At 42.3% G+C, this 19,678-nt stretch carries 18 protein-coding genes, 1 pseudogene and 1 riboswitch; of the genes and pseudogenes, 3 read left to right on the forward strand and 16 right to left on the reverse strand.

Translation table 11 applies throughout. The features are described from left to right. Together AB5Z12_RS08860 and AB5Z12_RS08865 are read right to left on the reverse strand one after the other, a co-directional pair. The coding region (locus tag AB5Z12_RS08860) for a heavy metal translocating P-type ATPase (protein ID WP_368357140.1) at positions 1 to 2,468 on the reverse strand (2,468 nt) is incomplete at its 3' end. A gap of 59 nt (positions 2,469 to 2,527) precedes the next feature. Next, on the reverse strand, positions 2,528 to 2,887 hold the full coding sequence (locus AB5Z12_RS08865; RefSeq protein ID WP_015512809.1) for a helix-turn-helix transcriptional regulator: 360 nt from the start codon (positions 2,885 to 2,887) through the stop codon (positions 2,528 to 2,530). A gap of 384 nt (positions 2,888 to 3,271) precedes the next feature. Between AB5Z12_RS08865 and AB5Z12_RS08870 the strand changes: the two genes are divergently transcribed. Then, positions 3,272 to 3,529 (forward strand): DUF6061 family protein, encoded by a 258-nt coding sequence (locus AB5Z12_RS08870; RefSeq protein ID WP_072522455.1) that lies wholly within the window; start codon positions 3,272 to 3,274, stop codon positions 3,527 to 3,529. Positions 3,530 to 3,708: 179 nt separating this feature from the next. Here the strand turns inward: AB5Z12_RS08870 and AB5Z12_RS08875 are convergent, their stop codons facing one another. Continuing rightward, complete coding sequence (locus AB5Z12_RS08875; RefSeq protein WP_148462638.1) at positions 3,709 to 4,665, reverse strand: 2-hydroxyacid dehydrogenase; 957 nt, start codon at positions 4,663 to 4,665, stop codon at positions 3,709 to 3,711. Positions 4,666 to 4,697: 32 nt separating this feature from the next. Further along, complete coding sequence (locus AB5Z12_RS08880; protein ID WP_117855163.1) at positions 4,698 to 6,041, reverse strand: MATE family efflux transporter; 1,344 nt, start codon at positions 6,039 to 6,041, stop codon at positions 4,698 to 4,700. 208 nt (positions 6,042 to 6,249) lie between these two features. Between AB5Z12_RS08880 and AB5Z12_RS08885 the strand changes: the two genes are divergently transcribed. Next, on the forward strand, positions 6,250 to 6,708 hold the full coding sequence (locus AB5Z12_RS08885) for an Lrp/AsnC family transcriptional regulator (protein ID WP_148462639.1): 459 nt from the start codon (positions 6,250 to 6,252) through the stop codon (positions 6,706 to 6,708). Positions 6,709 to 6,787: 79 nt separating this feature from the next. Here the strand turns inward: AB5Z12_RS08885 and AB5Z12_RS08890 are convergent, their stop codons facing one another. Together AB5Z12_RS08890 and AB5Z12_RS08895 are read right to left on the reverse strand one after the other, a co-directional pair. Next, a complete protein-coding gene (locus AB5Z12_RS08890) occupies positions 6,788 to 7,834 on the reverse strand; it encodes a Fic family protein (RefSeq protein ID WP_117855166.1) in 1,047 nt (348 codons plus the stop codon). Between the two features lie 182 nt (positions 7,835 to 8,016). Continuing rightward, complete coding sequence (locus AB5Z12_RS08895; RefSeq protein ID WP_044929370.1) at positions 8,017 to 8,223, reverse strand: hypothetical protein; 207 nt, start codon at positions 8,221 to 8,223, stop codon at positions 8,017 to 8,019. 40 nt (positions 8,224 to 8,263) lie between these two features. Between AB5Z12_RS08895 and AB5Z12_RS08900 the strand changes: the two are divergent. After that, positions 8,264 to 8,452: pseudogene (locus AB5Z12_RS08900) on the forward strand (hypothetical protein); the annotation flags it as partial. A 117-nt stretch (positions 8,453 to 8,569) separates the two neighbouring features. Here the strand turns inward: AB5Z12_RS08900 and AB5Z12_RS08905 are convergent. From AB5Z12_RS08905 to AB5Z12_RS08950, 10 genes are all read right to left on the reverse strand, one after another. Continuing rightward, positions 8,570 to 9,220, reverse strand: a complete 651-nt coding sequence (locus AB5Z12_RS08905; protein ID WP_004844981.1) for an HAD family hydrolase — start codon at positions 9,218 to 9,220, stop codon at positions 8,570 to 8,572. A gap of 15 nt (positions 9,221 to 9,235) precedes the next feature. After that, positions 9,236 to 9,709: a 6,7-dimethyl-8-ribityllumazine synthase gene (gene ribE, locus AB5Z12_RS08910; protein ID WP_004844980.1), complete on the reverse strand. Its 474-nt coding sequence runs from the start codon at positions 9,707 to 9,709 to the stop codon at positions 9,236 to 9,238. A 29-nt stretch (positions 9,710 to 9,738) separates the two neighbouring features. Beyond that, on the reverse strand, positions 9,739 to 10,956 hold the full coding sequence (locus AB5Z12_RS08915) for a bifunctional 3,4-dihydroxy-2-butanone-4-phosphate synthase/GTP cyclohydrolase II (protein WP_368357139.1): 1,218 nt from the start codon (positions 10,954 to 10,956) through the stop codon (positions 9,739 to 9,741). A gap of 18 nt (positions 10,957 to 10,974) precedes the next feature. Beyond that, positions 10,975 to 11,628: a riboflavin synthase gene (ribE, locus tag AB5Z12_RS08920; RefSeq protein ID WP_004844978.1), complete on the reverse strand. Its 654-nt coding sequence runs from the start codon at positions 11,626 to 11,628 to the stop codon at positions 10,975 to 10,977. Further along, positions 11,610 to 12,737 carry a bifunctional diaminohydroxyphosphoribosylaminopyrimidine deaminase/5-amino-6-(5-phosphoribosylamino)uracil reductase RibD gene (gene ribD / locus AB5Z12_RS08925; protein WP_148462640.1) on the reverse strand — a complete coding sequence of 376 codons (1,128 nt, stop codon included), beginning with the start codon at positions 12,735 to 12,737 and terminating at the stop codon, positions 11,610 to 11,612. The genes ribE (AB5Z12_RS08920) and ribD overlap by 19 nt, the downstream gene beginning before the upstream one ends. A gap of 275 nt (positions 12,738 to 13,012) precedes the next feature. Next, positions 13,013 to 13,127: riboswitch (FMN riboswitch) on the reverse strand. A 472-nt stretch (positions 13,128 to 13,599) separates the two neighbouring features. Next, positions 13,600 to 14,406, reverse strand: a complete 807-nt coding sequence (locus tag AB5Z12_RS08930) for a class I SAM-dependent methyltransferase (RefSeq protein ID WP_148462642.1) — start codon at positions 14,404 to 14,406, stop codon at positions 13,600 to 13,602. Between the two features lie 24 nt (positions 14,407 to 14,430). Further along, positions 14,431 to 15,246 carry a class I SAM-dependent methyltransferase gene (locus AB5Z12_RS08935; protein WP_148462643.1) on the reverse strand — a complete coding sequence of 272 codons (816 nt, stop codon included), beginning with the start codon at positions 15,244 to 15,246 and terminating at the stop codon, positions 14,431 to 14,433. A gap of 16 nt (positions 15,247 to 15,262) precedes the next feature. Next, a complete protein-coding gene (locus tag AB5Z12_RS08940; protein WP_148462644.1) occupies positions 15,263 to 16,996 on the reverse strand; it encodes an ABC transporter ATP-binding protein in 1,734 nt (577 codons plus the stop codon). A gap of 1 nt (position 16,997) precedes the next feature. Further along, on the reverse strand, positions 16,998 to 18,770 hold the full coding sequence (locus tag AB5Z12_RS08945) for an ABC transporter ATP-binding protein (RefSeq protein WP_148462645.1): 1,773 nt from the start codon (positions 18,768 to 18,770) through the stop codon (positions 16,998 to 17,000). Positions 18,771 to 18,880: 110 nt separating this feature from the next. Beyond that, a complete protein-coding gene (locus tag AB5Z12_RS08950; protein ID WP_368357142.1) occupies positions 18,881 to 19,495 on the reverse strand; it encodes a TetR/AcrR family transcriptional regulator in 615 nt (204 codons plus the stop codon). Positions 19,496 to 19,678: the final 183 nt, after the last annotated feature.

A 19,678-nucleotide genomic window follows, 5' to 3' on the forward strand; every position in this document is an offset into this window, starting at 1 on the left:
AATCTGCCCTTTTGAAATGAGTTTTTAGCAGGATAATATAAATGTGTAATATCTAATCTTAAGTTTATGATGTTGAGCTTAGATGGTTCATCTGTCATCAGAACCACATCCGCAGCTTCAATGGCCGCATCTGAACCAAGACCACCCATTGCGATACCAACATCCGCACGAGCAAGGACAGGAGCGTCATTGATACCATCACCAACAAAAGCTAATTTGCTTCCCTGTCTCTTTTTACTGTCCAAAAGCTCAACCTTTTCCACTTTTTGATCAGGAAACAGTTGTGCATAATATTCATCCAACTGCAATTCTTCCGCAACAGCCTTTCCGATTTTTTCATCATCACCAGTAAGCATGACTGTTTTTTCCACACCGATATGTTTCAAATCAGAAATTGCTTTTTTGCTGTCCGGCTTTACTTCATCTGTTATCAAAATGCATCCGGCATATTGACCATCTACTGCTACATAAACCTTTGTACCAACTTTTTCACAGGCTGTGTACTCCACATGCTCTGAATCCATAAGTTTCGTATTGCCAGCATAAACTTTCTTCTTTCCTGCCATGGCACTGATTCCATATCCGGAAATTTCCTTGTAATCAGAGATAACTGATTGGTCAATTTCTTTTCCATAAGCAGAGAGAATGGATTTTGCAATAGGATGGTTAGAAAAGCTCTCTGCCTGGACCGCATACTCCAGAACCTGTTCTTTTGAAAATCCATTTGCAGGCAGAATATCAGTCACATTGAAAACACCCTTTGTAAGTGTTCCAGTTTTATCGAACACAATAATGCTGACATTATTAAGCGCCTCTAAATAATTACTTCCTTTTACAAGAACACCTCGTTTAGATGCCACACCAATACCTCCGAAGAAAGTCAGCGGGATTGAAATGACCAATGCACATGGGCAAGATACCACAAGGAAAACAAATCCTCTGCGAATCCACTCTGTCCAACCTCCACCAAGAAGGATCGGTGGCAGAATTGCCAGAATAGCTGCTAAGATTACAACAACAGGAGTGTAATAACGTGCAAATGTAGTAATGAAATTTTCTGTTGGTGCTTTTCTACTGGACGCATTCTCCACAAGATCAATAATCTTTGAAGCAGTAGATTCACCAAATGCTTTCGTTGTCTTAATCGTTAAAACACCCGTCTGATTCATACAACCGGAAAGTGCTTCGTCTCCTTTATGAACGCTTCTCGGAACCGATTCTCCAGTTAAAGCCCTCGTATCCAGCATAGAATCTCCATCCAATACCACACCGTCTAATGGGATTTTTTCACCAGGCTTTACAATAATAATCTCGCCAATGGCAACACTTTCAGGAGATATGGTAATCAATTCTCCGTTCCTTCTGACTGTAGCACAATCCGGACGTATATCCATTAAATCTGATATAGATTTTCTGGAACGCTCAACAGCCAATGACTGGAAAAATTCACCAACTTGATAGAACAGCATAACAGCAACTGCTTCCGGATATTCACCAATGACAAAAGCACCAATCGTAGAAACGCTCATCAGGAAATGTTCATCAAATACACGTCCCTTTGAAATATTCCTCACAGCTTGCCATACAACATCCCCGCCAAGAATAATATAGGAGACAATGAGAAAAACTAACTCGACAGGCAGTGGCACTTTCACAAAAACTGTCAATGCCATACCAATACCATAGATTGCTGCGCCAATCGCTAAACGAATCGTCAACTTCTTGTCCTCATTGTTATAGGATGTATTGGTATCCTGTTTTTTTGCAGGTATATAGTATTCCTGTGCAATTTCGGAAACTTCTACATCTGGCTCATGGCTGTGGACAATCGTTTCAATCTGACTGGCTATTGTATTTGCGGCAACTGGAGCAACATTGATTGTCAGCGTCTGCTTCATTAAATTTACAACTGAGGATTGTACTCCATCCAATTCTCCGACTTCTTTTTCAATTTTTGCGGAGCAGTTCGGACAGTCCAAGCCCTTTAACAAATAACTCTTTGTAACGGGGATAATTGTTTCTTCCTGAACCTCCACACCCGGCTCATGGCTGTGGACAATCGTTTCAATCTGACTGGCTATTGTATTTGCGGCAGCTGGAGCAACATTGATTGTCAGCGTCTGCTTCATCAAATTTACAACTGAGGATTGTACTCCATCCAATTCTCCGACTTCTTTTTCAATTTTTGCAGAACAATTCGGACAATCCAATCCTTTTAACGAATAACTCTTTGTAACATTCATAACGGTTTCTTCCTGAACTTCCACATCGGGCTCATGACTATGAACAATCGTTTCAATCTGACTGGCTATCGTATCTGCGGCTGTCTGAGTAACATTGATTGTAAGCGTCTGCTTCATCAGATTTACCACTGAGGATTGCACTCCATCCAACTCTCCGACTTCTTTTTCAATTTTTGCGGAACAATTTGGACAGTCCAACCCTTTTAATAGAAATATGCGTTTCATGATAATCTCCTTATAATTTGTTTAATTGTTCAATTACTCAACTATAATATTAAAAAATATTATTTCTGCCAAAGATGCTCAAATCCCTTGTCAATAATCTCTTTCACATGATCATCTGCCAGCGAGTAGTAAACTATCTGTGCTTCTTTACGGAATTTTACCAGATTCGCTAGGCGTAATGCCTTTAACTGATGCGAAATTGCAGATTTTGTTACCCCCAGTAGCACTGCAAGATCACATACACACATCTCACTCTGTTCTAGAGCGTGTAAGATTTGTACTCTAGTTCCATCTCCAAATAGCTTAAACAAAGAAGCCAACTGGATATAATCATCTTTTGGCTGCATCTTGGATTTCACATCATTCACAATATCCTCATGAATTACATCGCAATTACAAATATAAGACGTTTTTGACATATATTCACCTCCAAATAATAGTTGAACAATTACTCAACTATTATTATACTTATTTTTAAATTAATGTCAATAAGCTGATGTTAGTTCCCCATAAATTTTACAATTAAAACCAGCTCTTTATTCTTTTCTTAATCTTTTTTTCCCAGTATACCGTTTTGGCTTTCTTGTCACACTTCCTGTAAATTCCGATTGAGCTTTCCCTTATTGTTTCCCTTGTGTTATATCGTCCCGCCAGTGTTTACGAACTCTGATAAGGGAAAATACAAGACCAAGAAAATTATGTAAAACAGTATAACACAAAATAAAAGTGACATGGTGAACTGATTGAAATGCTTCTGATTTTTGTAGCAAATAATTGATTGAACGATAAGAAGATAAAATACGATGAGAACAATATTTGCAGAATATAATCCCGGACGAAACAGCATTGATGTTTATATCAGTGCAGGCTATATGCTTCGCATTGACTGCTGGAAAGCAGAAAAGAATTTGAGAACCACACCCGGATCAGATTGTGCATTAAACACACTTGCCATTGATGAACCACTAGAATATGCGAGACTGTATCTTGATGGAAATTTACAGATGTGGGGTAGATGCAGAAGATTCCTTGACATTATAGTAATGTTCAAAAAACGCTGAGAATAATTTCTTCTCAGCGTTTCTGACGACTATTCGGACTTATTTTTTCCAGTAATTCTATTGTTTATGTTATTCCTGCTATATTGGAAGAAGATATCAAAGCACTGATTTATTGATTGTAATTATATTTTTTTCACTCTGCAAACCCGGAAGTTATATCATCACTTTGCTGCCAGATACTATAGATCTGATACAACATTGATCGGATTTCCTTCCATAAACTGCTTTATATTATCCGCCAGAATAGAAACCAACCGCTGTCTTGTCTCAAGTCCTTTCCATCCCATATGTGGCGTCAAAAGGACTTGATCCATAGTATAAAGAGGGTTTGTTTCTTCAGGTGGTTCAGTTTCCTGAACATCAAGTCCGGCTCCTGCAATCATACCATTTTCTAATGCTTCTATAAGAGCAGCCTCATCAATAAGCGCACCTCTTGAAGTATTAATAATAAACGCTGATGGCTTCATAAGCGATAGAGTTTCTTTATTGATCATATGTTTTGTACTTTCTGTCAATGGACAGTGCATGGAAACATAATCACTATTCTTAAGCAGCTCCTCAAGCGATACATAGCAGATCCCCTTCTCATCCTCTTTCGGTGTCCTGGCATATACAAGTATGTTCATATCCAAAGCCTGTGCGATCTGGATAACTTTCCTGCCAATGTGTCCTGCACCTATAACACCAAGTGTTTTTCCATTTACCTCAACATGCGGAACCTGAAGATTTCTGGTAAAATTGTCATGATTTCCGCATGCCAGCATCTTCATCTGTACCTGCATTGCAGAACTCAGATTCAATATCATCATGATCGCAGTATGTGCCACACGTTCTGTGCTGTATGCCGGGATATTGCAGACTGTAATCCCCTTCTTTCGTGCTGCTTCAAGATCAATATTATTATATCCTGTACCTGCCTCGCAGATCAGTTTAACAGATTCCGGAAATTTCTGTATCATTTCTGCACTCACAGGCATCTCCTTTGTTACAATGATATCTGCACCCTGAATACGCTCTGACAGCTGCTGTTCTGTTGTATCATCATATACTGTAACATCAGAAGATAAAACGGAAAAATCCAGCTTCCCATCAAAATTCATTTTCTTTGCATTCAATACCACACATTTATCGTTCATACTATAAATTTCTCCTTTTAAATTACTTTAGGCTATCGAGATTGCACCTCTTTATCAGTCGGCCATGATCTCCGAAGAGCCACATAGGATATTAAAAAGTTTGCAAACCAACCTGCTGGTACAGCAAGCCAGACAAACACAATGCCAAAACGCGGTGCACAAATCAAAGCAACCGACAGACGGATCGCCAGATTCACCATATTTGCAATAAGGAACGGGCGCATGATTCCAAGACCACGAAGGACCCCATCGGTTGCCATTTTGATTCCCATAAAGATGAAGAAGTAACCGAGCCATCTCATATAACCCTCGGATACCTGATAAGCCAGGGCAGTTCCATCTTTACCAAGGAATAGTGAGGAAATCTGAGTATGCAATGTTTCAATGACTATAAAAGCAAGAACTGCAAAACATACATCTAACACCAGTGCAGCGTGATATCCTTTTTTGATCCGTTCAATTTTCTTTGCACCAAGATTCTGGGAAACATATGGGGAAACCGCATTGCCAATGGATACAAAAATCAATGAAAAAACATTCTCTACCCGCATCGTCGCCGCATAACCCGCAAGTGCCTGTGTACCGAAAGGATTTACAACAGCCTGTACGATCATCATACCGATGGACACTGTAGACTGCTGAAGAACCGAAGGTACAGCAATTTGAAGCATGGAATATAACTCCTGCCTGTCAAACCAGTCAAAGCGACTTTTATATCGACGCATCCGGCTAAGGAAAAGAAAAAGTGAAAACACCGCAGAAATCCCCTGTGCTATAAGAGTCGCAAGGGCTGCACCAAACACACCGAGACCAAGTCCTGCCACCATCCAAAGATCCATAAAAATATTTAAGATTGACGAGAATACCAGGAGCCCCAGTGGGATTTTTGATTCACCAATGGAAGTGAACATGTTGGAAAGAATGTTATACATAAACAGAAACGGAAAGCCCACAAAATAGACCCGCAGATATAACACTGCATCATTCAGTATATCGCCAGGGGTTTGTAATACTCTCATCATCGAGTGGGAAAAGCAAAAGCCAAAAACACCAAGGACTATGCTTAAAATTAAAAAGCTAAACAAGGACGTTGACACGATGGTCTTCATTTTTCCATACTCCCTGGCACCGAAATAGCGGCTCACGAGCACACCGGCACCGACACCTGCCCCCAGTGCCACACAAATGAAAACATTGGTCAGCGCTGCGCAGGCCCCGACAGCTGCAAGTGCAGAGGAGCCAACAAATTGGCCGACGATGATAGAGTCAGCCATATTGTATATTTGCTGAAAAAAACTGCCCAAAATCATTGGCATTGCAAAAACCGTCAACGCTTTAAGAGGCGTATCTGTGAGCAAATATTCATCTTTTGACATTATCATATTCCTCCAAAGCCTTTATAATTTCGCTTATTCTTTCCTTCACCAGAATCTATTCCATACATTCAAAACGCAAGTTTTAAATTACGTTATGAAACAATTATATGTAGCTACAGCTGCTAAGTCAAGCCCGCGTTTACTTTCAGCTAAATAAATGATATGATATTTAATATCCGGAGGATATTATTTTACAGGAGGGACACTTATGTACCTGAACGGTTTAGATGAACTGGATCAGAAAATCATCCAGTTGCTTATAGAAAATGCACGTATTTCTTACTCTGATATCGGTAAAGAAACCGGTATTTCCAGAGTGGCAGTAAAAGCCCGGATTCAGGCTCTGGAGAAACAAGGCATAATTGAAGAATATACAACTATAATAAACCCTCAAAAGATCAGCGGTGCTGTTTCATGCTATTTTGAAATCGAGATAAAACCAGACCATCTGTCGCAGGTGACAGATATATTACATAATAATGATACTGTCACGCAGATTTACCGTGTCACAGGAAGAGACAAGCTGCATGTACATGCCGTTGCTTCATCAAATGATGAAATGGAACACTTCCTGCACACAGTCATTGATACACTTCCCGGCGTTATCAGCTGCAGCTGCAATACGATCTTATCACGTATTAAAGATATTAAAGGATTACGGCTATAGAAGCCGACATAAAAGGCAATGATTTTTGCTAAGAAAATGCCGGTTTTGACTGGCAAATTTATAAGCTACTTTCATATTTTTAAACACGGACATAACCAGTAGATGGACCTGCACCAACTTTTGCGATATACCCACTCTTAACCAGATTCGTCAAAGTCCTTTCCACGGTAATTTTGCTTATATCAGGACAAAGCTCCATGATTTCTTTCTTTGTAATTTTGCCAACCTTGTTATCAATAACCGCTTTAATTCTATCAGGCTTAGAAAGACTCCGATGCTTCAAATACTCTACACGGCTTTCGAATTCATTGTATGCTTTCAACATGATACCCAGATAATATTTAACAAAAGGCTCATAGCTGTTTTCGCCCTCATGCCAGCCAGTAGAACTTGCTTGAAGGGCTTCATAATATGTTTCTTTTGTCTTTTCAATCAGCATTTCCATACTGACATATTTTCCAACGATGTATCCCGCCTTGTAAAAAAGCAGTAAAGTGAGCAAACGGCTCATCCTACCATTTCCGTCATTGAAAGGATGAATGCACAGAAAGTCCAGAATGAACATGGGAATCAAAACCAGTTTATCAATGCGGTCAGCTTCCCATGCTTCAAGGAAGCGAGCGCAAAGTTCTTCCATCGCTTCAGCAGTCTGAAATGCGGGAACTGGAATAAAACGTGCCTTCTGATGACCCTCGGCATCTGTTTCTGCAATTACATTATCGGAATTCTTATAACTTCCACCAGCAGATCCCTGTGAATAGGAGTACAGATCTCGATGTAACTGCAAAATAATGTTCGGTCTTGGGTTGATATATTCATAACCTTCGTAAATTGTGGAAAGTACTTCACGATAACCAGCAATTTCCTGCTCAGATCGGTTGCGGGGTTCTGCTTTTTGACTTACCAATTCTTCCAAACGCTTATCGCTTGTAAATATACCTTCGATTCGGTTGGATGCTCCCGTACTCTGAACCAATGCAACTTCTAAGAGTGTTTTCAATTCATCTACATTGGCTTCGAGAAATAATTCCTGTTTGCCTTTATGTTCATGAATGCTGCTAACCATCTGAACAATTTCAGGTGTTAACAATTTTTCAGGACTTACAATAAAATCAAAGTCTCTCATAGGAATCTCCTTCACTTCAGATTTATTTCCATCATTCTATCAACAAATGATGGAGATTTCAATAGATTTGATGGAGATAGAATATCCATATACACAATAAATATCCTCATTTCATCCATATATTATATCGTTTTATGGATTGTTTTTTCATTAAAATTACACTATTTTTTCACTATTTTTCATTACTTCATCGTTTTCGCCAACGAATTGAGCAACGCCCGCCTCTCTGGATTCAGATTCTTTTTCTCATAAAATGCTTCTTTAAAAAGCTCTGCATTTTTCCTTTGGTCATCATCCGGAATATGAGAGTACGCATCCGTAATCATATTGACCTGTGCATGGCCGGAATCACCCTGTACTGCTTTGATATCAGATAATGGTACACACAAGCACGGAAAACACTTTATGCAAAATCTTCCACAGTAAAATCTATAAATGATCCGCAAAGGCAAAGGAAACCGACAGTTTACCATGTTTGGAATTATGGCAGTTCTTTTAGGAAGTGGAGATGCATTCCATCTGGTTCCCCGTGCAGTAGCGCTTTGTACAACTGGACTTGAGAACTTTACTGTACAGATGGGGTTAGAAAAGTGGATTACCTCTATCACTATGACTATCCTAAAATCATCCCCGCCTCAGAATTTGCAACAAGTTGTTGCAAATTTTCTATATCCTTTTATTTTACAGAAGTACTTATTTTTAACTTTTTTCCTTCAGATTTTTATATTGCAAAAATCATATCACCATCTGCAGTATATCCTCTATATGTTCTGCATAATAATCAGCCCCATTCAGTTCCCCTTTCTCACCATATCCATACAGGCATCCTATAAAAGGGCTTTTGCAGGACCTGGCACATTCCAGATCCTGTCTCCTGTCTCCGACTACCAGATAAGGGCCACTATATTCCCGGATGATTTCCTGCACAATTTCTGTCTTTGGACGGAATCTGTATGATTCACAGTCATAAAAACGATCAAACCATCGTTCCATCCCAAATTCCTTCCAGTGTGCCTCACGATATGAAGCTTTACAGTTACTTAAGATCACAAGGTGATATCCCCGGTTCTTCAAAGCTGTTAGCATCTCCTCTGCTCCCGGATACCACACTGCCTTATGTTTCCTGATCTGTCTTACCATCAGATCTCCTACCATCCTGCTTGCCTGCTCTTTATAGCTCTGATCCAGTTCCGGCAAAAATGTATTCCACATCTCCTTACTGTTAAGTCCCAGCCAGCCGGCAATTTCCACCGAGCCTATCTCCCGTTCTTCGGTAACCTTCTGTTCTGTCAGCCACTGATAGGTTTCACGAAATGCCGGTTCATAGATTCCAAGGGTATGATGGATCGTTCCATCATAATCGAATATGATCGTTTTTGTCATCATTTATTTTCCTGTCTTTTAGAGCTGCTTCATCAGATTGACCATCTCAATCGCAGATAATGCACAATCATAGCCTTTATTTCCCGCTTTGCTTCCTGCACGCGCAATAGCCTGCTCGATATTTTCAGTCGTGATCACTCCGAATAAAACCGGGATTCCTGTTGCAAGTTCAACCTGTGCGATTCCCTTGGCAGATTCATTACACACCAGATCATAATGTGAAGTATCTCCACGGATGACAGCTCCAACGCAGATAATTGCATCATATTTTCCTGACTGTGCCATCTTCTGTGCTGTAATCGGAATCTCAAATGCTCCCGGTACCCATGCTGCAGTAATGTTCTCTTCTTCTACTCCATGTCTTACCAGTCCGTCGACTGCCCCTCCCAATAATTTATTCACAATAATTTCATTGAATCTCGCTGCCACGATACCAACCTTCATTCCCTCCGGTGCTACTACTTTTCCTTCTACTAAATTGATCTGTCTCATTTTTTCTTCCTCCTGATATTTGCTGTTTTTTATAAATTTATTTCTTTAAAAATATGACCCATCTTTTCCTGCTTCGTCTTCATATACTTCCGGTCATACTTTTGTGCCGGAATCTCCAGAGGTACTCTCTCATTGATCTTCAGTCCGAATTCGCCAAGTCCATAGACTTTATTCGGATTATTTGTCAGTAATCTTAATGATTTCACACCAAGGTCTGACAGTATCTGTGCCCCGACCCAGTACTCTCTGAGATCCGGTGCAAACCCTAACTTCACATTAGCCTCCACAGTATCGTATCCCTGCTCCTGAAGCGCATATGCTTTGATCTTATTGATCAGTCCGATTCCTCGGCCTTCTTGTCTCATATACAGAATAATTCCTCGGCCTTCTGCTTCTACCTGGCGCATCGCTGTCTGCAGCTGCAGGCCACAGTCACATCTGAGCGATCCGAATGCATCCCCTGTCAGACACTCCGAATGTACCCGGCAAAGCACATCCTCACCATCTCCCAGATCACCTTTTACCAGTGCCAGATGATGCTCTCCTGTAATATCATTGATATAACCATACATTTTAAAATCACCGTACTGCGTTGGGAGGTTTGCAACGGCTTCCTCCTTTACATGCTTTTCATGTATTCTTATATAATCCTGCAGATCACGGATCGTAATAAATGTAAGGTTATGCTCTTTTGCCATTTCCCATAGCTGTGATGTACGCATCATAGTTCCATCTTCTTTCATAACTTCACAGCACACGCCGCATTCTTTCAGTCCGGCAAGTCTCATAAGATCTGTTGTTGCCTCTGTATGGCCATTTCGTACCAAAACCCCGCCTTTTCTGGAAATAAGCGGAAACACATGTCCCGGTCTTCTGAAATCCTCCGGTTTTGACTGATCATCCACACACTTCATGATAGTATAGGAGCGCTCTTCCGCAGAGATACCTGTGGTTGTATCTGCGTGATCTACTGCCACGGTAAATGCTGTACTGTGATTGTCCGTGTTCTCCGCAACCATCGGCGGAAAGTTCAATCTCGCCGCAATTTCTGCACTCATCGGTGTACAGATAAGACCCTTTGCATAGGTCGCCATGAAATTAATATTTTCCCTGGTCGCAAACTCTGCCGCACATATCAGATCTCCCTCATTTTCTCTGTCCGGATCATCTGTGACCAGAACTATTTTTCCTTCCTTAAGATCCCTAAGTGCTTCTTCAATTGTGTTGTACTGATAATTTTGTGACATAGTGTATATCCTCCTGTTCTAAAACCCGAATTCTTCAAGAAACTCCATCGTAATTCCGGATTCTTTTTTCTCTTCTTCGTTTTTTCTGATGCCAAGCAGTTTTTCTACGTATTTTCCGATCACATCATTTTCCAGATTAACCAGATCCCCCGGCACCTTTTCCAAAAGAGTGGTTTCTTCTCCTGTATGTGGAATGACCGACACCTGAAAACCAGCTTCATCAACCCTTGCAACTGTCAGGCTGATCCCATCAATACAGACGGATCCTTTTTCCACGATCAGATGCAAAATCTGTGGCGATGTCTCAATTGATACCCAGATGGCATTTTCTTCCCGGAGCATGGAACGTATCACGCCAGTCCCATCAATATGGCCGCTTACTATGTGTCCCCCGAACCTGCCGTCTGCAGCCATTGCACGTTCCAGGTTTACCTGGCTTCCGGCCTTGCAGCTGCCAAGACTGCTTCTTCTGATCGTCTCTGCCATCACATCGGCAGTAAATCCGTCCGGCTGAATCGACGTAACTGTCAGACACACACCATTCACAGCGATACTGTCACCGATCCTTGTCCCTTCCAGGACTTTCCGGGCTTTCACTGCCAGGATCCCTGATTCCCCTGTCAGCTGTATATAACGGACTTTTCCTTTCTCTTCTACGATTCCTGTAAACATGATTCCTCCTGTTTTTTATCACACACCTGACATTTTATCCGGATATCCTTACCGATCTGACAGATATCTGTATATTTCAGTTCCACTGCTTCAGACGGCAGTTCAACTCCAATACCCTCTACCGGTGTCTTCCCAGCCACACCGCCAAACAGCTTTGGTGCCACAAAAGCCTGTACTTCCTTTACAATTCCAGCTCGCAGTGCACTGTCATTTAACGTACCTCCTCCCTCCAGGAGGATGCTGTCAATGCCTCTGTTTCCAAGATCTGCCATCAGCTTCTTAAGGTCTATCTGATTCTTTTCGTCGGGACAGTAAATGGTTTCAACTCCCATGGTATGTAATATTTTTATTTTCTCTTTTGCATTTTTCTGTTCTGCATAAGCCACGATCGTCCGGTACTTTTCCGCACTTTTTACAATCTGACTGCCCGGCGGGATCCTGAGCTTACTGTCACACACAATCCTAACAGGACTTTTCCAGCCTTCTACCCGGACGTTTAACATCGGATCATCTGCAAGCACAGTTCCAATACCAGCCATGATTCCCATGTACTGATGCCGCATATGCTGTACTTCTTTTCGTGCAGATTCTCCGGTGATCCATTTTGATGCTCCTGTTTTCGTTGCGATCTTCCCATCCAGTGTCATGGCATACTTCATTACCACATAAGGGGTCTTCGTAGTAATATAATGGAAAAACACCGGGTTCAGCTGATCACATTCTTCTCTCATAAAATCTTCAACTACTGTTACACCGGCTTCCCTTAACATCTGTACACCTTTTCCTGCCACTTTCGGATTCGGATCTCTGGAACCGATCACCACTTTTCTGATCTTCTGTTCAATGATCGCTTCCGTACATGGAGGTGTTTTACCATGATGACAGCAAGGCTCCAACGTGACATAAATCACCGCACCTTCTGCTGATTCTGTAAGAGAAGCAATTGCATTACGTTCCGCGTGAAGTTCTCCATACTTTTTATGATAGCCTTCCCCGATGATCTTTCCGTCTTTTACGATCACTGCCCCTACCATAGGATTGGGATTCGTCCAGCCTTCTCCTTTTTTGGCCAGTTGAATAGCCCGAAGCATATATTCCTGATCCGTCATTTCTATTCCTTCTTTCTTATTCCTGTTCTTTGCCTGGGCTACGCCGAGGCTTTTAAACATGTGCAATCGGATTCACAGACAAGTGAATGGTATAGTTATTTCGAAAACGATGTACCAGATACAAAAAAGCCTGCAGAAATATCTGCAGGGTGGAATTGATCTGTTACATATGATTGATAAATGAATGTCTGATTTTCCTATATAAAAAGCTCTGAAATGGATCACCATCTCAGAGCTCTGATACTACATTCATTCATACAAAAAATCAACTGTACTATCATCTTCTTCCATCCAGACTGTACTGTCGGCCCCGGAATCTCACCGGATCATGCCTCTCGGCTCGCGGGCTTTACCGCCGGTAGGGAATCTCACCCTGCCCTGAAGATATCTTTTTGTTTATTTTAATACTTTATCTGTTGTTTGTAAAGCAGAATTTTTATTTTACTTAGTTTACTGATGGAGATAGAATATCCATATACACAATAAATATCCTCATTTTATCCATATATTATATCGTTTTATGAATTGTTTTTTTATTAAAATTACACTATTTTTTCACTATTTTTCATTACTTCATCGTTTTCGCCAGTGAATTGAGCAATGCCCACATCTCTGGATTAGCCAATACTTTTGCCAGAAGTTCCGGATCGACTTCATCAGCAACAGAACCGTCACAAGCAACCAAACGATAACGGTTTCTGTATAGAGTTGGTTGAAGCTTCTGGTTAAAGATTTGCAAAAGTTCCCATAGTGCATTATCTTTTAATTTTGCACGCTGGTGATAGAAAGCGGCTTTTGATGGTGTTTCATCAGTGCGTCCGAAAAAATGATAAAGTTCTCTCTCTCTGATATTGTATATCCACTATAGTTTTAGATGTATCATCTTTACCATCTTGAATTGATCAGAAACTGTCATACTGACCTTTGTGGATAGCTTTAAGCCATTTTTAGGGATGTAACGATAGTATGGTTCCTCCGCAATCACCTTCACATTACCCCCGATCTTTGCTGCCAGTTCTTCCGCTGAATCCACATAAAAGAACATTTGTGCATCGGCATGGCCGACCTGTTTCATATATTTTTTCTTCATCATGGTCATTCCTCTTTTGTTCACCGTATCAAAAACAACTTCCATATTTCCAAATTGCCCAATCATACGCAGAAGGGCAATGACCTTATGTTCCTCAAAATAATGAAATAACCCGCCTGCAGTAACGAGAATAGGAGCATCAAGTACATCATTGCGAACTTTTTTGATCCAATCCTTTGCAAAGGCATCCCCGGAAATATATAATTCCCTCTCTGGTTCGGGAAGAAGTCCCCGCCGGTATTCGATTACATGAGGCAGATCCACGGCATACCAGTGTGTCTTCCCGTTATCACATCGGTGATAGGTTGTCTCCAGACCACAGCCCAGTTGGACAATCACACCGTCCGGTCTGCGTTCCAGAAAAGACCGAATAATCCGATCCATATTAGCAGACCGGGAAGCAGAGGCCAAAAGCGTATACTGGTTCTGCATATTCTGTTCAATCAAGTCTAACGGCAGCCTATTTTTCAATTCCAATGCCTTTTTATCATATAAAATTTGCGAGCAATGCTCACTAGCATAAATTCTTCCCAGCATAGGGACAAACAGGGTATCCTCCACGACTCCTAACTTGGACATAGCCAAACCTCCTGTTTTGATACATTACTTTCTGCCGACAAGCAGCCGGGAAGACCCCAGCATCATCATGGCAGCCCGACGGTGGGAGCCAAAAGCTTCCTGTGCAGTGTCAACGAGTCGTACTTCCTCATACCCCATATCCCGCAGTTTCTGCGCAAAATCTTCCATGTCACCGTACATCTTTTGTTTCATATCATCGTTAAGTGCAAAGACGCCGCCTTTTTTCAATACCCGCAGGCTTTCCAGCAGCAGTTTCTGCATATCAGCACCCATAACATTGTGATAGACATAGTTGCTGATGACTACATCAAAACTCTCATCAGGAAAATCCAGCTGCTTCGCATCACCGTGCTGAAATACACAGCGGGAAGCCACGCCCTCACTGGCAGCATTCTTCTCGCAGAGTGCTTTGCTGTAATTGTACACAGCGCCCCAGTAATCAACACCGATCACTTTTGCTTTCGGCCATGTCAGAGCTGAACGGATTGTCAATGCTCCGGAGCCGCAGCCTACTTCCAGAATCTTCCCCTCGCCGTCATAGTCCAGATGAGAAAGAACGACTCGATGAACCTGTTCCATGATTCCGCCACCGCCAAAGGCATACTGCCGCCTGATCCATGTGATCCAGATCAGCAAAACCAAAAGTGCGATTGTGATAACAGTAAACAGAACACCAAGAACAGCGACATGTAATACATAAAAAGAGAGGACAGCCAGCACAGCGGTCAAAACTCCGATTCCGCCAATGATGTAAAAGACAGGGTTGGACATCCAGCTTCCATAGTCTTCTCCGTGGGTACCAAGTCGGATATTTTCCTGCTTACAATGGTTCTTGTTCATTACATTTCCTCCTTCTTTACCCAAGTTTCCAATTCTGGCTTTCTGTCTGCAGTTTTACCATATGGGCATATACACCATTCTTTTCTTCCAGATCCTTTGGTGATCCTTCTTCTGCAACTGTACCATCAGAAAGGACAACGATCTTATCTGCTCCGGCTACGGTACGCATCCTGTGGGCGATAACCAGAACGGTTTTATCTGCGATCAGACGGGAAAGGGCTGTCTGTATCAGAGTTTCATTCTCCACATCCAGGGAAGCAGTAGCTTCATCCAAAAGAATGATCGGCGCATTTTTCAGAAATGCACGGGCAATAGAGATGCGCTGGCGCTCTCCGCCGGAAAGTTCACAGCCATTTTCCCCGATATTGGTATGCCATCCATCTGGTAATTTTTCTGCAAATTCATCTACATTGGCAAGTTTCGCAGCCGCAATGACCTGTTCATCTGTGGCGTCTTTGTTTCCGATTCGGATATTTTCCAGAATCGTATTGTCAAACAGCGTAACATCCTGGAATACGATGGAATACAGAGAAAGCAGTGTTTCCGGGTCTATTCGGGATACATCCATGCCTCCCACGGTAATCTTTCCTCTGTTAATATCCCAGAACCTTGCTGCCAGCCGGGATACGGTTGTTTTTCCGCCGCCGGACGGGCCCACCAGAGCCGTAACCTCTCCCTGCTTTGCCGTAAAGGAGACATCTTTCAATACAGTTTCTCCGGTATTATAGGCAAACCCGACATGGTCAAAGACAATATCATACCCCTGATTGGAAAGCCTATCACTGCCCTGCTGGATGGGATGATCGAGAATTTCATTCATACGGGCAATGTTGGTTCGTGTACTGATGACTGCCGCAAGATTCTGGAGTGCGCCCTGCAGAGGGTCATATAAACGGGATACTACCAGAAGGAACATAAAGAATGTAAGCACGGAGAGGCTCCCTTGCATGAGCAGAACAGCTCCCACCAGTGCAACCGTTGCAATACCAAGCTTCAGCACCAGTGACGCGGAAACCACAAAAGCAGCAAGACCAAATTCATTGAGAATGGAACGATACTCCACAGCACGGATTTTCTTTTCCAGACCTTTTAAATATGCCTGCTCCGCATTGTTCGCTTTCAGGTCACGAACTGTTTCAATACACTCCTGTATCCCGTCTGCGCAGGCCATCTTCACATCCATGGCTTTCTGATTCAGATTTTCCTGAATCTTTGCGGAAAATCCCACAATCGCAAAGGCAACCGGCAGAACCCATAAGGCAGCCAGTGACATTCTCCAGTCCGTAAAGAGCAGACCGATGGAAATCAGGATCGTAGAAATGATTGAACCTGCAAGCTCAGGGATAAAATGTGAAAAACTCTGCTCCAGGAAGGTGCAGTCCGCCATAATGGTACTGGTAAGATCGGCTAAATCCTTTTTCCCGAAAAAAGAAAGGGGGATTTTGCGCAGATGCTCTGCCAGAGTAATACGGCGGATGCCGCTTTCTTTGTAAGTGGCAAAATAGGTGGCATTGTATTGAAAGAAAGTGGTCAGCAGTATCAGGCCGATACACACCACGCAGCCTGCCACATAAAATGGAATTTTCCCACCGGGAACACCCCCGTTCATCAGATCGCTGACCAGGTAATATAAAAGTCCCACCGGGAACATAAAAGACAGATTCTGAAGGACACAGGCCAGGCAGCCTTTGATTAGGTCTTTTGCTCCCTGTTCAGACAGGGCATATTTTTTCTGCAGTTTTTTGATCATATCACTGCACCTCCTTTGTTACCTTCCATTGTACGGAAGTCTGGTAATTTTTCCACATACGGCTGAAAATGCCGTCTTTTGCAAGCAATTCACGGCTGTTCCCGCACTCGGCAACCTGTCCGTCGCAAATGACAAAGATCTGATCCACATTTGTTACGGTAGAAAGCCTGTGGGCAATCATAATCACCGTCTTTCCCTCGGAAAGTCTTGAAAAAGCAGCCTGTACGCGGCTTTCGTTATCCGGGTCAGCAAAGGCAGTGGCTTCATCCAGAATGATGATTGGTGCATTTTTCAGCATTACACGGGCAATGGCAATTCGCTGCTGCTCGCCGCCGGAAAGATAGACACCTTTTGTACCGATGACCGTATCCACACCCTGTGGGAGTTTTTCCAGAATATCATCGCATTGGGCGTGATGAAGGGCAGCCAGAACTTCCTCACGGGTAGCTTCCGGTTTCCCCATACGCACATTTTCCAGAATGGATGCCTTGATCAGACGGCTGTTCTGAAATACGAAAGACACTGTGTTCATGAGTTCCTCTTTCGGGATGTCTTTCACATTAACACCACCGATTTTTACCATTCCGCTCTGTGGATCAAAGAATCGGGAAATCAGGTTGGCAAGGGTTGTTTTTCCACCGCCGGATGGGCCTACAAAAGCTACCGTCTGTCCTGCAGGAATGGTGAGTGAAATATCTTTTAATACTTCTTTTTCTCCATCATAGCTGAAATGAATCGATTTCAGTTCCACGGAAGCATTTTGCGGATGCATAGGATGTCTGGTTTCCTCCAGAGGCTTCAAATGCAAAACGCTGTCAATTCTCTGTAAAGCGTCATCTACGATCATGGCATTTTCACTTTGGAACATGATGCGTGTCAGTGTAACAGAAATAACCGGTGTAATGATAATATAGAAAATGAGATCCAGTAAAAAACTGGAAGTCACACCCTCTTGCGTAAGCAACAGTCCTCCGGCGATCAGTGTGGCAAAAACTCCGTTAATTGCAGCTGTATAGAACATCATCGGTGTCCGAAGCTGCTTAGTATAAGCAATCACCCATACTTTATACCGGTCAATGGAGTCTTTAAACTTCTTAAAGGAAAAGATCGTCTGGCCAAAAGTTTTTACCACCGGAATCCCGCGGACATACTCTACCGCTTCATTGGACATATCATCCAGCGCATTCTGGTATTCTTTCATCTTTTCCTGCATCTGCTTTCCGGTCATTGCCATCATGATCAGAAACCCCAGCACAACCGGAACAAGGCTCAATAGTCCCAGTCTCCAGTCAAACACGAACAACAGCACCAAAAGACCGCAGGGGGTTGCAATGGCATTGGCTCTGTCGGGAAGCTGATGGGCGAGATAGGTTTCGGTGGCTGCGCTGGATTCGTTGACAATCTTGCGCAGTTTTCCGCTGCCAAAACTCTCGGCAAACCCAAGAGGAAGCTTAACAATATGCTCCATGGTCTGGATACGCAGGTTTGTGGCGATACGAAATGCTCCCAAATGGGAACACATCAGCCCTGCTATGTAGACAAGCACCGCTATAACCGCAAACAATACTGCCATCCAGCCATTACCGGTCAGGTTCTGTGCCTGGCCAAAATTCGGTGCCACCTCCAATACTTCCTTGATCATTTTCCAGATGTAATAGAAGGGTACCAGAGCAATCAGGGCACTGATTGCAGAAAGCACCCAGGAAGCATAGGTCAGGTACTTATGGCTGCCTGCAATTTCCAGCAGGCGTGATAAATTGGATTGTTTTTTCAAAAAAATTCCTCCTTTTCTTTGTGTTTATGATAAAGAGAACACGTCTATGTTCTTACAATATCCGAATTTAGGTTAGCAGTAGCTAACTGTCAAACAAAAATTATAAGGCATTACTGCCCCATAATTTTCATCCATCCTGCTGTATAAAAGGCGCGCATTTCTCTAACGTAGTTTTCGGCATCTTTTAGCGGCATTTCATGAATGATCAATTCAAAAAAAGTATGAAACATGCCGGTGATCAGAATATGCTCCAGCGAAGGATCGATATGGGGAGAGGGCCTTCCAAGCTTCCTTAAAACCTCCTGATAGGCATGAGTCCCTTCCACTTCAATCTCCACCATTTCATCAATTAGCCCGGCAAATTTTGTTCCTTCCGAACAGACAAGGATCAGTTTACATTCCTCTAAATGCTCATACGCATAATGAAGAATATCGTACATGCAGATTCCCGAAATATCACTCATGACTTCCGGCTGTCTGGCAGCTGGAAGTTCAGCAAACTCCTGCTGTGCCTTTATAAAACGGTTGCGAATATATTCATAATGCTCACCAACGATGGCTTCAAAAAGTTCTTCTTTACTTTTGTAATATCCGTAAAAGGCTCCGGTAGTCATTCCCACGGATTTCACAATATTCCGCAGGGAAGCGTCTTTATATCCTTTTTCTAAAAATTCTGCTTTCGCTGCCCGATGGATATTTTCTAAAGTCGTTCCATTTCCGTTTATTTTGCACACCTCCTATATAACAGTGCTATATAACACTGTTATAATTTTAATCTTTAAAAAAGATTTTGTCAAGAGCAACAAGAAATAGTTGCATAAAAACAGCAATCCAAACATCATTCTGCACTTTATTACTGATAAAATTTTTAAATACTGGTTTTGACAAAAGTTTTATTTTTTCTAACT

It is taken from the genome of Ruminococcus sp. RTP21358st1_G6_RTP21358_211008 (assembly GCF_040908885.1).
GTDB lineage: Bacteria > Bacillota > Clostridia > Lachnospirales > Lachnospiraceae > Blautia_A > Blautia_A faecis.